Genomic DNA, 14,584 nt, shown 5'->3' on the forward strand with positions numbered 1-14,584 from the left:
ATGGACAATAAGCCAATAAAACATCCATCCCTTAACCTATCAGATGAAGAAGTTGAAAAGCTGGAGATACTTTCCGGTCTTGGATACTCTGTTGATCAAATAGCATCTTATTTCGGGTTTAGTAAAACAATATTTAGGCAAATGGCAGAAGATCCCAATTCTTTTCTTTCTGAAAAATTGGAATCAGGTCGATTAAAACAGGATGCCGATGAACGATTGGGATTGTATAATTTGGCTAAAAAAGGTGATGTACCTGCATCAAAGGCCATTTATGAAATTAAAAGAACTCGCGCGTTTAAGATTTCCAAACTAGATATTTTCGGAAATTTCAAGGATGGGAGCATGCTTGAAAAGCTCAACAATTATATCCAATCAGGTGGATCCATTGCAATAGATAAAATTTCTACAGAAGAGCAATTATACATTGATGCCTTGATATTTATACGGGATATGGATTCCAGGTATGGTAGAAGGGCTACAGTTGACTTCTTTGTTAAAAACTTTAAAATCAAACATCAGGATGCGAGCAGGATGTACGATGAATCCATGAATTTATTTTTTGGTGATCGAAACATCAATAAAAAATCCCTAAGAGCAAAATTTAGTGATCGCCTGGAACAAGCTGCGAATGTAGTGGCTGAAAATGCTGAAACGTCCAAGGATTGGGAGATTTACGGAAATCTGATCAAGCAAGCTGCTACACTTCAGCAATTGGATAAACCTGATCTTGAAAAACTTCCTAAAGAAATCTATCAACCTCCAGTGAAAATATATACGTTGGATGCCGAAATGGTTGGGCTTCCTGGAATTAATCGTAATGAATTAGCAGCTGAAATTGATGCACTTGAACATTCCGAAGCTATTAAATCCTCATTAAAGCAGGATGCCATGATTGAACCATTGAACATCCCTGCCAAATTGGACAGAATTGAACTTGAATTTAAAAAAGATCAATAATGGCTTGGAGACCTAAAATTAAACCTGCAAAAGATATTGCCTATGCTTTTGCAAATTGGGTTGCTCAATTTGCTGCCTTAATTTTACCTAGATACTTGTATATGGTTTTGGGGCGTGGTTCTGCAAAAACGACAGAAGTTGTAGTGGAACGATTAACTGAGATGATCTACGATCTACCTGGAGCACCCATAGTGTGGGTATCGGATTCTTATTCGAATTTACAAAAGAACGTGCTTCCATCTGTTCTAGAGGGCTTGGAAAGAAAGGGATTGCGAGAAGGAGTTCATTTCGTCATTGGTAAACAGCCTCCTGAATTTTCAGAAGCTGAAAAAGAAGATCTACCACAAAATATTAAAGAGCATTTCTGGAAACCTTATAACCGCCTGGTTTCCTACAAGCATACCATGATTTTCTTTACAGGTCTAAATATAACATTTGGATCACTGGATAGACCAGCTTCCTTAGCAGGCAGGTCTTATGTTCATGTAATAGGGGATGAGGTGAAGTATTTCCCCGAACATAAAATAGCTAACCTATTAAAAGCTGTACGCGGATATGCTGTAAAATATGGGGAATCCGTGTTTTATAGGGGCCATACTTTTACAACGGATATGCCCAATACCAAAAATATTGGTGAACATGATTGGATTTTAAAACAGGTCAATAAGATGAAGAAATCCGCTGTTTTAAGGATTTTGAAAACAGCATTAGTTTATAACGAATGTATCCAAGAAAGAATCTATTATCAGCAAAAAAATGATCGTGAAGAGGTTTTAAAAAAACAAAGAACAGAGGAACGTTGGAAGGAAAGATGGATTCAAACAAGGCTTCATAAAGATGGACAAACTTTATTCTTTGTGGCTTCTTCCTTGGTCAATATTGATATTCTAACGCCTGAATGGTTTACAGATGCTATTGAATCGGATTTAGGAGATGTGGAAACATCGGTACTTTCATTAAAATCGACTTTAGAATCAGGTGAACGTTTCTATGCCAATATTGCTTCTAGGCATTTTTATGATGATGGAAAGGATTCTAAATGGTATGATTATTTTGGATTGGACAAAAAAGAAGATTGCAGAATCCTTCGATATCACAATAGGAAAAAAATCATTGAGGTTGGATTAGACTTTGGAAATATGATATCCATGTGCATTGGTCAGCCAAAGTCCGATAATAAGTATCGCATTCTGAAATTTATGCATATTCTTTCTCCGGATTGGATACCCAAACTGGCCAATGAATTCAAAGAATATTTTGCGCCACAAGAAGAAAAGGTAATTCATGTCTATTATGATCGGGCAGCCAATAGCTACAAGGATGCCAAAGTAGATTTAGCTTTAGCCTTTAAAAATGCCATCGAATTCAACGATGATCAAAAAACAAGATCAGGTTGGAGAGTAATATTGATGTCCAGGAACCAGGGAAATATAGGTCAAGCTGAGGAATATGTATTTATGCAGGAACTTTTCTCAGGATCTAATAAAAAGCTTCCAGATGTATGTATAGATATTTTTGAAGCAAAATATCTTAAAGCTTCATTAGAAGGGGCAAGAACTAAAATTGTCATAAATAAAGCAGGGTCTACAGTAGTCACAAAGGATAAATCATCAGAAAAGCTTCCAATAGCTCGTTTGTTGCAAGAATCAACTAATGCATCAGATAGTTTCAAATATTTGATGATGAGGCGTGAATGGAGGAATTTAGTTAAGATCAAGTCAAGTTCCGGTATTCAAGACTCTTCCGTGATTTAAAATGAAATTTAATTTCATACATTTGCAAACTTTGTATAATATAAATAGTTACATTTACTATATGGAAAAAGCTATATTAAATAACAACATAGTTATTTTAGGTAATTTTAAACCTGCTACTTTCGATAAGCTTTTTATGATTAAAAGCGGACTAGTTGAAGATGGTGAATTTTTAGATGAGTCAATTTTTAGTCCTGACTATGCTTTAATTGTAACTGAAAAATTATTATTTGAAATAGAGAAAAATAAAGTATCTCTAAATTTTAAAGATGATAAACTTATCAAAGAAGGAGAAAAAATTACAAAAATTTTTAAAAACAGTGATATTAAAGCTTTTGGTTTTAATTTTAAACGTGCACTTATTTTAGATGATTTCAACCAATATAAAAAATTCTTTTACTTCGAAAATAATGTGTTAAACAAACATTTCGATGGAAATGAAACTACTTATGGTTATTATGTCAGTAAAGATTTTGAAGATTATAGACTTTCATTAAACATAAAACCTTTAAAACTTCAGAAAATAGAAGAAGAAGAAGAAGAAATGGACGCTTTAGATTTTAATTTTAATTTTCATTTTTCCAAGGGAGATTTAATTAAAGAGTTATCAAACGCTTTAAAATATGAAAACATTACAGTTGGAATATTAAACGATTATGAAAGAAATTATTAGAAAAAAAATTCAATTTGACGACACATCTGTATCAGGATATGACGCTTATAAAAATGCTGGCTATATAATTAATGATTCCAGTTATTTTTTAGCAATTCATCTAAATAATAATATTGAATATTTTCAGGGTAAAATTACAGATAGATCTGATTTAACTTTAAATATTATTAAGGATTATTCAATTAAAGAATCGTTTCTTATTACTGCAATTAAAAACTTACTAAAACAAAAAAGGTATTTAAATTTAATGTATGAGTTCTCTCATGAATTAATTGATTCAGAAGAGTTCAATAAAGAACTTGAAGTAAATGAATCAAAATATTTAATTAATGCTGATTTTAAAATTAAAGACCTAGAGCATCTTTCAGCTTTATTGAAAATAATTGATGAGATTGATGAGGAATTTAATGAGGAAGATTTAACTGAAATTTTTTCAATTGAAAATTCATTTGTTATTAAAAATTTTGGAAACAGTAAACACACAACTTGTATTGAGGGTTCAGCTAAACGGATTGAGAAATGAAATTAGTTCACAATAATAATTGTATTGAGTGTTTCTCAGCTGAAATCATCTCTCGTAAAATTGTTCCTGGTACTTTTCTCAATTTAAAAAATATAGGTAAAGTATTCACATATAAATGCTCTAGAAATAGTGAAGCAACAATAAAAAAGGAATTATTACCGAAAAAGCCCTTGTATAATAATAATTCATTTCTAGATTTGGAAACTAAATTAGAATGCGATAGGCTATTTGTTATTGTTAGAGCCAAAAAACCTTATGATAAAGACTTAAAAAATCATACACATAGACACAAAGCGCAATCATTTCTAACTGACGACTTTACTTTTGCACAAATAACTTATCAATTAAAAAACATTCCTTTACTGGCAACAGGAATTAAATTGGATATAAAATAGTTATTGTCCTTTATATACATCCAAAATACTGACACCTTTGATAAAAATCAAAGGTGTTTTTTTATGACCATATTCGAAGCCATTGCTGAAATGAGAAAGCTTTCCAAAGAAGGGAAATCATTCAGCTTTACTTTTATGACCTATTCCTTATCCCGAAATGAGACTAAGGGAATCGCTGAAGTGAAAAATGCTCGCTTGAAGCCTCGTGGAAAGGTTGAACATAATCAGTACGCGCAACTTTTGGAAGAATATGTGGATATAAACACCGGAGAAGCCAAAAGATTTTGGCAATGCTGCCTTCTATCTTTTAATGGTACCAGCCTAAAATTTGCAAGTGAATGAAAACACAGGAAATAACTAATAATTCTAAAGCGTTCCATCTTCCTGATGGATCAGTCTACACCATATCCATGAGTAGTCAGCGTGATGAATCTTGGAATTCAACATTATTCGCAGCAAATAATTCATGGGAGACTGATCCAGCAATTGTAATGGGTAAAAGAATAGTTTCCAATGGCCATAACAATAATCTTCCTACTATCATCAGGAAGATCATGGATAGATCTAACATTGGCCCCGGTATTTTAAAAAGAAAAATAGGTCTTCAGTATGGTGATGGTCCATTTTTATATAAGGATTATTTGGATGAGGAAAACGAAAAAATAATTCGTAAACCTGTAAGGCACGCTGAAATTGAAGCATGGTTAAAATCATGGGATGCTGATCGATATATAGAAATTGTAACCACTGAATTTATGTACGTGGAAGGTTTCTACACCCGTTTATATAGGAATCGTGCTACTCGTATAGGTGGTCAAGGGAAAATAGTTAAACTGGAACCGGTGCTTAATACCTGGGCTAGATTGGGATGGCCTGATCATCCTGAAAAGAGATTGGAAAATGTCAAGTCTATTTTTGTTGGAGATTTCGAAAACGACTGCATGCGTTCTGGGATTACCGCTTTTCCAACTTTTGATAAAAGAGATCCATTTAAGGATAAAGTGACCATGATGTATAGTAATCTATATAGTTTTTCGCGATCATTTTATCCAGTACCATCTTATTATGGAACTTTGAATTGGTTGTCTACTGCATCGGAGATTCCGGATATCATCAAATATTTAACTGATAATGGAATAGCAGCTGCATTTCATATACATTCTCCAAAGGGTTATTGGGATGATAAAAAACAAAAGTTGGAAGAAACCTTTTCCAGCGAAACGGATGCACAAATTGATGCCCGTTTGAGAGATATCAAAGATCAATTATTTAGGTCAATTGCAAATGCCCTGGCAGGAAAAGAAAATGCAGGGAAATTCATTGAAACGGTTGATTTCTATGATCATGAAGGAAATTTATGTCAATGGAAAATAGAACCTATTGACCAGAAAATAAAGGATTTCATTGAAGCACAAGTGAAAGTATCTGAAAAGGCAGATTCAGCTGCTACCTCTGGAATGGGGTTAAATCCTTCTTTGGCAAATTTAGTAACCAACAATTCTTTTTCCGGTGGTTCTCAGCAACTGTATGCCGCAAAGTTCCATATTCTTACAGATGTGAATATCCCAGAGCGTATTATTTTCGAAGCCATTAATACAGCTATTGAAATCAATTGGCCGGGAACTGAGATAAAAATGGGATTCTCCAGAAAGGCAATGATGCGAGAAGATGAAGTTTCTCCTTCTAAACGTTTTACCGAACAAGTATAAAAATTATGATCATTAAGGATAGCGAGCAATTGCGCAAATTAACTGGTTCCTGGTATGCGACAAATGATTTTGAACGCATTGCAATGGAGATTGAATTAGAAAAGGAACAACTTGCTGAATTGGTAGGTGATGGTATCATTCAGCTGGCAGAAGTTTATGCGTTGAATGAAAGTCCAACACCTTCTGAATTGGAACTATTAAAGCACGTGCAACTTCCTATTGCAGTAATGGCCACTTTTAGGCATTACCAAAGCAATATTGTATCCCATGATGATTCAACCAGGAAAGTAAAGGTCGATTCAGATAACGAAAAGCTTCCTTGGGAATGGATGCTTGATCGAGATGATGCTGCACACTTATTGAAAGCTCAACGTGCAACGGATCGATTGATTAACTTTTTGGATAAATCCAATTTTCCCCAATGGAATGATTCTGTTCAGAAAAAAGCTACTAAAAGTCTATTTATCAATAATACTGATGTTTTTGGAAATTATTATCCCATTGATCACTCTGCTACCTTCTTCTATACAGCAGTTCCATTAATTAAGGAAGTACAGGTTACTAAAATTAAGGCTGCTTTAGGATCAGATTATGAGCCTCTTCTAACTGCTTTTCAGAATAACACCATAAATGATCAGCAAAAGGTCCTTTTAGACCTGGTTAGATCAGCTATAGCCTTAGCAACAATTGCATTGGCTGTAAGGAGATTGAATGCTAAAGTAATTCCATCAGGAATAGTAAAAGCGATTAAGTCAGAATCGCAAACTGCCAATGCCTATAGACCTGCAGATATAGCAGAATTAAAATATTTCAGCAACCGATTAGAAGAAGATTCATTTGTTTTCATCGACCGAATCAAGCGTGAAAGAAACAAAGATGTTCCAGGAGCATTGGAATATCAGCTATTGCCAAAAAATGATCCTAAAGAAAAATTTGCGAGTACATAAACTATGCATTCAATAGAAATTCCATCTATAGAACAATCAATTTTAATTCCATCGGAATGGGATGATTGTTCAAATGAACAGGCTGAATTTATTCTTAAACATGCAATGCGATTGATTAGTGGTGAATTGGATATGGAGGTTTTTCAGTCGATTATTTTTAAATATTTTACTGGAATAAAAACAGGCATCAGCTATATCATTAGGCAAAAGCTAGGATTGAATAAATCCATAAACGAAAGAATTTTTGCATTATCTTCTGAACTGTGTAGCTGGGTATTTGAGAAAAACGAAATTGGCAATTATCAATTGAGCTTTGAGACCGTAAATAATTTCTTTCCGGTATTGCTTAGTAAATACCATGGACCAAAAGCCTTGTTGTCCGATTTATCATTTTCAGAATTTAACGATGCCCTTTCTTTGTTGAATTTATATTATGATCAGAAAGATGATTTTGAGGAATCTGAAAACACCCTCAATCAATTTTTATCCATTATCTACAGACCATTGGATAATCAAGGTATTCGGATTGCATATAATCCGAATTCTATTAATTCAGACATATTCAAATCAGAGTTGACCTGGAGAAAGCAATTAATAGCTGTTTGGTTCTCCTATTGCATCAAATGTCTGCAAAGTCAAGACTTAGTTATTGATGGACTGGAAGTAAACTTCAAAGCATTATTTCCAGAAGCATCTAACAGTAATACTGGAAAGAATAAAATTCACCTAGGATGGAAAGGTGTATTAATGGATATAGCCGAATCTGGCGTGTTTGGAGATGCTAAAGGCACCGGTGCGACCTCTTTATATGATATATTAATCTTCTTGTTGAAAAAGCAGCAGGAACAACCTAAACAGCCATGATCACAGTAAATAGTTTTCACGAAATCTGTCAGAACATTGTCGATGCAATCCATATTGATGGACATATCGTTGTTAGTACAGAGGAACAAGCAACAAAGAAATTAAAGGATAAAGCGAATATTCGATTAGTTGCTGTATATCCTAACTATAATTTCACAGGTGAAAGAGACAATGAACTAATAAAGCATGAATTACTTTTCTTTATGGTCAGCAAACAGAATGAAGGTGCATCGGAGAAAAACGAACAAAAGCAATACAGCGATACACAAGATGCCATATTTAAATTACAAGACTATTTGTTTGGCAATGAAGATCATTCTGGTAAGTATTGTGAGCTATTTCCAAATATTGATGTAGAATCGGTTTCGATAGAACCTCAATACAATATTTTTGGAGGTTATTTGGGATGGTCTTTAGTTGTTGAATGTTAAAAGTTATATTTGAATATGGGATTATTAAAAAAGCTCGGAAAAGTAAAAATACAGCCACTAACAATTGGAAAGGTACTGAACCCATTCGTTTTAATCGATAAATTGAAACAAAACAAGTTATTGGAAACAACTTCATTTGGGATATTTTACACCTACTTGGAATTCCTGAAGGTTAATGAGAACCCAGAAAACCTCTTAAAACAACTCTATATATATGGTCGGAGCACAAAGCTGCTGAAAGAAGGAGAGGTACTCCAGATCAAAGAAAAGGATAATGGAGAATTAATTGCAAGCATACTTGCTGACGATGTTCAGATATTCTATAAGAAAGATAAAAGCCAGGTTTAATTCTTGGCTTTTTTATTATATTGGATGTCGCCAAACTATTTTATATGGAATTTCTATTTTTAGACACTTATTATGTAGATAATCAAAACATCTTAGATGTATTTAAGGATTATATTATTCCAATTATTTGTGGAATTGCCATTCCTTTTGTTATATTTTTATTTACTTCTTGGAATGAATATTATAAAAAATTATTAGAAAGGTATAATTTAAGAGAGGCTGTTTTTTTTAAGAATACTCAAATTATTGCTGATTTAAATTTAGGTATACGTGATATTGATGGTTATTTAATTGAAATTAATATTGATAATAATATTATCAATAAAAGAAATCTGTTCTTCAAAAACATTGAAGATATTTTATCAATTCCTTTTAACACTATAGTTGAGTTGTTTTTTAAAAATTCCAATAATAATTCAATTCAATTATATTCTAATTATGAGAAAAATCTAGTATTAGTAAACAACTTAAAGGAATTTCACAATTTGATTATCCAAAAGAACAATGAAGAAAACCTATTAATGCTTAAAAATCTATATGAGGTAGAAAAAGAAATCATGTTATTTTGTAAAGACAAAATGAATCTTTATCCAGACATCAATGCAGGGCCAGGGTTTAGTTACTGGAATAAGAATACTAATTTTGTGCGATTAATGATGAAAAATGGTGTAGATTTAAATACTAAATACCAAAATATAATCGATTTAATAAATTTTTTAGATCATAAAACTGACCCAGATTATTTTTCAAATGAATTTTACAAATTAGTACGATCTGCATCAGATTATTTATTAGTGGTTCAGTTTAACATCTCAAATGTAATATCAGATTTAAATAATATTCAAAATACATTTAGCAATTGTATAGATACTATTAATGATTTTCAACCAATAGTTCAAATTAATGAACCAAGAAAATATCAATTTTGGAAATATTTCAATAATAGCTAAAGAGTTTTATTGCTCTTTATAAAAACCTTTTGCCTAATTCCAAAAATCTAAGATAAAGTTTAAAAATAAGGCCAAAAATTAAAATAAAAGTTGAGATAAGTGTTGATTTTCAGCTATATAAACACAAAGTTCAACACCTTTTATTTGCATTCACAATTTTCTGCCCGGCCCGCCCTGCCACAAAAGTGCAATTGCACTCAATAGACAGCTACGAGATATATGACAGCCCCCAAATTAAAGTGCCTTAGTGATACCGCTAAGGCACTTTCAGTTTATCAATAATTACTTCCTTACCAATCTTCATCAATACAGCGTACTTCTACTGAATTCTTTTACTTTCCTACCAAAAAGCATGTCCTTTATATGCCCTGTCATATAGCCTAGTTTCGTTCATCGAAGCTTAAACCATGGATGCAATCAAATACAAATTCGTTGAGCTTACTTTGCGCAATGAAGCCAAACGGTTCAAAAGAAACCAAGGCATTGCTATAAGTGAAGTATTGAACAAGAAGTCGGGCAATCTATTAAATAACCGTAAGTTCCTAGTTAAAGGCTCTGGAGCCAATCTAACTTTAAATGTTGAGGTACCTGCTTATAATCGTTTTCTAGATATCAGGAACCGTTATAAAAAGAATCATCGTGGACAAAGCAAACGGTCTAAAGGAAAAGGATTAAGAATCTATAACCGCTTTGCAATGGGACACTTCTTTGGCATTGGCCAAAGGCTTCAATATGGATTAACTCAGGAGACCATTGATATCATAAAGGCTAAATGGAAAGGAGAGTTCCAGAATGGCTAAGAAACTCAAAGCGGAAACCCTAGCATTAGATGTTGTTGTAAATGCTAATAATGCCCAGAAGAACATCAATGACCTTGGTAGAACAATAACCGATACCAACTTTAAAATAAAGGAACTAAAGAATCAACAATTGGAGTTGGTTAAAGCTGGTCAAAAGAATTCAGCTGAATATAAATCATTAGGAAAGGAGATTACTTCTCAGCAAAGTAAAATCAAAAGCCTAAAGGAGGAACAGGATAAGTTAATCAACAGCCTTTCACTAGAGCAAAAGACCATTGCTCAACTTAAAAAACAATTGTCTGATCTGAATCGAATGCGTAATAACAGTATTCCTGGATCAGAACAATATAACGCATACGGCAAACAAATTGATTCAGTTACCAATAGACTTCAATACTTACAGAACGGTGCTGAAAGGACCGGAAATGTATTGACTAAGATGTCTGGCAATTTAAGTCAGTACATAGGCGGTTTGGTTGCTGGTGGTGCTTCTCTTATTGCATTCTGGACAGGATCAACTAAAGCTATACAAGAATATGCTGCTTTTGATGATAACCTGGCTGATGTTATGAAAACAACGGATTTGACGAAAGAATCCGTAAAGGAATTGAATTCCGAACTTACCAAGATTGAAACCCGAACTTCTCAGGAGGATCTTCTTGGGTTATCGCGAATTGCCGGAAAGTTGGGCTACAGTGAAGTAGGTGATATTACGGAATTTGTAAAAGCCAATAATCAAATCATTGTTGCTCTTAATGAAGATTTAGGAGGTAATGTAGAGGAAACCGTTAACCATATTGGAAAGTTGGTGGACATCTTTAAGCTGAAGGATCTATATGGTACGGAGGATGCCTTCCTAAAAGTGGGTTCTGCCATTAATGAGTTGGGAATGGCATCTACTGCAAACGAAGGGTATATGGTTGAGTTCGCTCGACGTATGTCCGGAGTTGCTCCATTGGCTAAAATATCCATCGATCAGATTTTGGGATTAGGTGCTGCACTCGATCAGTTAGGGCAAACAGAAGAGGTGTCTTCAACTGCTTTAAATAAGCTCTTTGTTAATATGGCATCTGATGCTGAGACCTACAGCAAGTATGCAGGAATGAAGCTGACCGATTTCAAAAAGCTTCTTGAAAATGATTTCATGGGTGCATTTACCAAAGTGCTTTCTGGTGTTAAGGATAATGCAAATGGTATAAATGAATTAGCAGCAACCCTTGGTGATCTGGGAGAAGATGGAGGAAGGGTAATAGGTGTTTTAGGTTCTTTGGCAAATAACGTAGATGTTCTGAAATCCTCTATGAATTTGGCAAATCAAGCTATGGTGGAAGGGGATTCCATTACCAAGGAATATAACATCAAGAACGAGACAGCTGCTGCAAAGTTGGATATGGCTAAAAAACGAGTCAAAGACTTATGGATTGAACTTGGAGAAAAGCTATGGCCGGCAATGACGACAGGTTTAAGCTTGTTTGGAATGTTTATTAATATTCTAAAAACCTCTGTTAACTTCATTTCCAATAATTTCAGAGTAATATCCTCTCTAACCATTGCAATAATAGCATATTATACGGCGATGCAAATAGCTGCAAAATGGACTGCAATCAATACCGGGTTAATGGTAGCAAAGGAAATTATCTTAAAATCTGCTGTTATTGCTTATAGATTGTTGACAGGTCAGATAACTAGAACTGCAGCTGCTCAGCAATTATTAAATCTTAGAATGCTCGCTAATCCATATGGTTTGGTAGCTGCTGCCTTGGTAGGCCTGATTTCCTATTTGGTTATTGGTTCAAATAAAATTGATAAATACACGGAATCCCAAAAGAAACTAAACCAAGTTAATATAGATGCAAAAGCGGAAACAGAGCTAGAAACATCGGCAATTAAAGAGAACCTTAAAGAGATTCAAAATTCAAAGAATTCAATAGATGAAAAAAGAAAAGCTATTGAGAATCTCAGAAAAATTATGCCTGATGTTCTGAAAGATTATACAGATGAACAGATTTTAGCTGGTGAAGCTACTACTGCAATAAAAAATCATGCAAAGGCAATCCTTTTACGAGCTGAAGCTAGAATGGAGGAAGAATTATTAAAGGAGGAATTAAGAAGGAAGGCTGATAATGAAAAAAGACTTAACAGTGGTTTTGAAGGACTGCCATTTTTGGATAAAGCTGGATATTATGTAAAAGGATTGATTGGACTAGGTAGACCAATGGAAATGTTCTTGAACGATTTTCAAAAAATTGAAAGAGAAACAAATGGAGTTATCGATTTATATAAAAACAATTTAAAAAAGAAATACGTAGAAATTGAGCAATTACAAAATCAATATAAAATTGACCTTAATCCTACTGGAAACAGAGTTGAAAATGAAGGATCTAATTCTGCTAAAAAGACTGCTTATCAAAAGGAATTAGATGAAGCGGAAAAACATCATCAAAAATTATTACAGCAAAAAGGTCTTTTCCGCGAGGATTTATCCGAATTGGATAAAGAGCAGCTTATTGAATTAGCGGGTTATCAAAAGACTTACCAGGATAAATTAGATGCGATCAATACCAAATATGGTGAATCACTTAAAACAGTTACTCAAACGGCCAATCAGGAACTAAAGAAACGTGCAGATGCTGAGAGTAATTATATTAATTCTGTTCTAATAAAAAGACAAAGTGAATCTGAGGCAGAAAAGGCAGCTTATGATGATCGTCTTAAAAAAGCAGGATTATTCGGAGTTGAAAGAGAAAGTTTGACTGCTCGACAATTGTTGGCGTTAGAAATTCTGGAAAAGGAGCATAAGGATAATCTTGCCAAAATTGATGCTAATGCTATTGCCAAAGAAATCGATTCAAGAATCAATAATAACCGCGATGTAGTTTCAGATTTAAGGATAAGACATCAAGAGGAACTTTCTTCAATTAGAAATTTAAGTCAAGCTAAAGATTACTTAAGAAAATACCTAAACGGACAGGAATTAGCACAAATCCGCAATCTTAACCAAGCTAGAAGAATGATTCAGAACCAACAGATGTTGGAAGAACAGAATCTATTAAAGAATCAGCTCAATGAGTTAATAACGATTCTTTCACAAGCCCAATCTTCTGGAGAATTTGAGGGTTTAGTTTTATCTGATAAGATACTTTCTGATGAGGAAAAGCAAATCATTTTAGATCGACTTAGAACCGTAAAGGAAGAACTTGGAAAACTAACCGGTCAAGATAAATCAGACGAACTTAGTAACGATGAGAATTCACGCTTGAAAGTGGATGTTTTGGGTATGTCCGTTCAAGACTGGGAAAACCTATTTAACAATATCGGCACTTCAAGGGAAAAAATACAAGGTGTTTTAGGTGTTTTAGGTGCTGCCACCCAAATATGGGGACAATATAATGCCATGGTAGCTGCAAAGGAAAATGCACAACTACAAAAGGATGAGCAGGTCAACAACAAAAAGAAGGATAATCTAAAAAGGCGATTGGATGAGGGTTTGATCTCTCAGGAAGATTATAATAAGCATGTTGAAGCCTTGGACAAAGAAATGGAGCGTAAGAAGGCAATTGTTGCAAGGGATCAGGCAAAAAGAGAAAGGAATGTAGCCTTAATGTCTGCCATTGTCAATACGGCTAGAGGTATAACCGCTGCATTTCCAAATCCAATATTAATGGCAATCATTGCGGCTATGGGTGCTTTACAGATAGGCACTATTTCCGCCACACCACTTCCAGAAATACCAGGTGCAGAATCCGGAGGAAGAATGATCGATGTTGTCAGATCACAAGACGGTAAGAGGTTCAATGCTAAGTCAGATCCCAATAAACGGGGCTATGTCTCAAACCCTACTGTTATTATCGGTGAAAACGGAAAAGAGTGGGTAGCGAATGCGAATGCTGTGTCAAATCCTGCAATTGCGCCATTATTTGATGTTCTGGACAAAGCCCAGCGTGATGGAACCATCGATACCATGACGATATCGGAAATAATTGCTAGAACATTGCCAAATCGGGTTCAAGGTCGTGCTAGTGGAGGAAGCTTAGATGGTGGTAGACCAATACTCTCGACCAATCAGGAAAGTCATTCCATGGAGATCTTCTTACTCAAGAATATGGAAACCATGGAAAAACTAAGTAATAAGATCGATGAAATGGAAGTTAAGGTAGGCCTATTGGGTAAAGATGGTTTTCTGTCTAAAATGGATGAATTGAAAAACTTGGAGGAAAACGGAAACTTTTAATC

Annotated in this window: 14 protein-coding genes; all 14 read left to right on the forward strand. The window is 34.2% G+C overall.

From position 1 onward, the window contains the following. The 14 genes from ABD676_RS07355 (at position 1) to ABD676_RS07420 (ending at position 14,582) form a co-directional block, all read left to right on the forward strand. Positions 1-957: a hypothetical protein gene (locus ABD676_RS07355; RefSeq protein ID WP_344673952.1), complete on the forward strand. Its 957-nt coding sequence runs from the start codon at positions 1-3 to the stop codon at positions 955-957. Further along, positions 957-2,711: a hypothetical protein gene (locus tag ABD676_RS07360; RefSeq protein ID WP_344673953.1), complete on the forward strand. Its 1,755-nt coding sequence runs from the start codon at positions 957-959 to the stop codon at positions 2,709-2,711. Before ABD676_RS07355 ends, ABD676_RS07360 begins: the two co-directional genes overlap by 1 nt. 61 nt (positions 2,712-2,772) lie before the next feature. Further along, positions 2,773-3,384, forward strand: a complete 612-nt coding sequence (locus tag ABD676_RS07365; RefSeq protein ID WP_344673954.1) for a hypothetical protein — start codon at positions 2,773-2,775, stop codon at positions 3,382-3,384. Further along, on the forward strand, positions 3,368-3,907 hold the full coding sequence (locus ABD676_RS07370; RefSeq protein ID WP_344673955.1) for a hypothetical protein: 540 nt from the start codon (positions 3,368-3,370) through the stop codon (positions 3,905-3,907). Before ABD676_RS07365 ends, ABD676_RS07370 begins: the two co-directional genes overlap by 17 nt. Beyond that, positions 3,904-4,302: a hypothetical protein gene (locus ABD676_RS07375; RefSeq protein ID WP_344673956.1), complete on the forward strand. Its 399-nt coding sequence runs from the start codon at positions 3,904-3,906 to the stop codon at positions 4,300-4,302. Before ABD676_RS07370 ends, ABD676_RS07375 begins: the two co-directional genes overlap by 4 nt. Before the next feature lie 63 nt (positions 4,303-4,365). Then, positions 4,366-4,644 (forward strand): hypothetical protein, encoded by a 279-nt coding sequence (locus tag ABD676_RS07380; protein WP_344673957.1) that lies wholly within the window; start codon positions 4,366-4,368, stop codon positions 4,642-4,644. Further along, entirely contained in the window at positions 4,641-6,011 is a 1,371-nt protein-coding gene (locus ABD676_RS07385; protein ID WP_344673958.1) for a hypothetical protein, read from the forward strand. The genes ABD676_RS07380 and ABD676_RS07385 overlap by 4 nt, the downstream gene beginning before the upstream one ends. 5 nt (positions 6,012-6,016) lie before the next feature. Next, a complete protein-coding gene (locus tag ABD676_RS07390; protein ID WP_344673959.1) occupies positions 6,017-6,958 on the forward strand; it encodes a DUF6712 family protein in 942 nt (313 codons plus the stop codon). A 3-nt stretch (positions 6,959-6,961) separates the two neighbouring features. Then, the gene (locus ABD676_RS07395) at positions 6,962-7,822 is read left to right on the forward strand and encodes a hypothetical protein (protein WP_344673960.1); all 861 of its coding nucleotides are present in this window, start codon (positions 6,962-6,964) and stop codon (positions 7,820-7,822) included. Further along, the gene (locus ABD676_RS07400) at positions 7,819-8,253 is read left to right on the forward strand and encodes a hypothetical protein (protein ID WP_344673961.1); all 435 of its coding nucleotides are present in this window, start codon (positions 7,819-7,821) and stop codon (positions 8,251-8,253) included. Before ABD676_RS07395 ends, ABD676_RS07400 begins: the two co-directional genes overlap by 4 nt. A gap of 15 nt (positions 8,254-8,268) precedes the next feature. Further along, a complete protein-coding gene (locus tag ABD676_RS07405) occupies positions 8,269-8,601 on the forward strand; it encodes a hypothetical protein (protein ID WP_344673962.1) in 333 nt (110 codons plus the stop codon). 44 nt (positions 8,602-8,645) lie between these two features. After that, positions 8,646-9,551: a hypothetical protein gene (locus ABD676_RS07410; protein ID WP_344673963.1), complete on the forward strand. Its 906-nt coding sequence runs from the start codon at positions 8,646-8,648 to the stop codon at positions 9,549-9,551. Positions 9,552-9,958: 407 nt separating this feature from the next. Continuing rightward, a complete protein-coding gene (locus tag ABD676_RS07415; protein ID WP_344673964.1) occupies positions 9,959-10,351 on the forward strand; it encodes a hypothetical protein in 393 nt (130 codons plus the stop codon). Beyond that, on the forward strand, positions 10,344-14,582 hold the full coding sequence (locus ABD676_RS07420; RefSeq protein ID WP_344673965.1) for a phage tail tape measure protein: 4,239 nt from the start codon (positions 10,344-10,346) through the stop codon (positions 14,580-14,582). The genes ABD676_RS07415 and ABD676_RS07420 overlap by 8 nt, the downstream gene beginning before the upstream one ends. The last annotated feature ends 2 nt before the right edge of the window (positions 14,583-14,584 follow it).

It is taken from the genome of Sphingobacterium kyonggiense (genome assembly GCF_039536825.1).
In the GTDB taxonomy this organism is placed as follows: Bacteria; Bacteroidota; Bacteroidia; order Sphingobacteriales; family Sphingobacteriaceae; genus Sphingobacterium; species Sphingobacterium kyonggiense.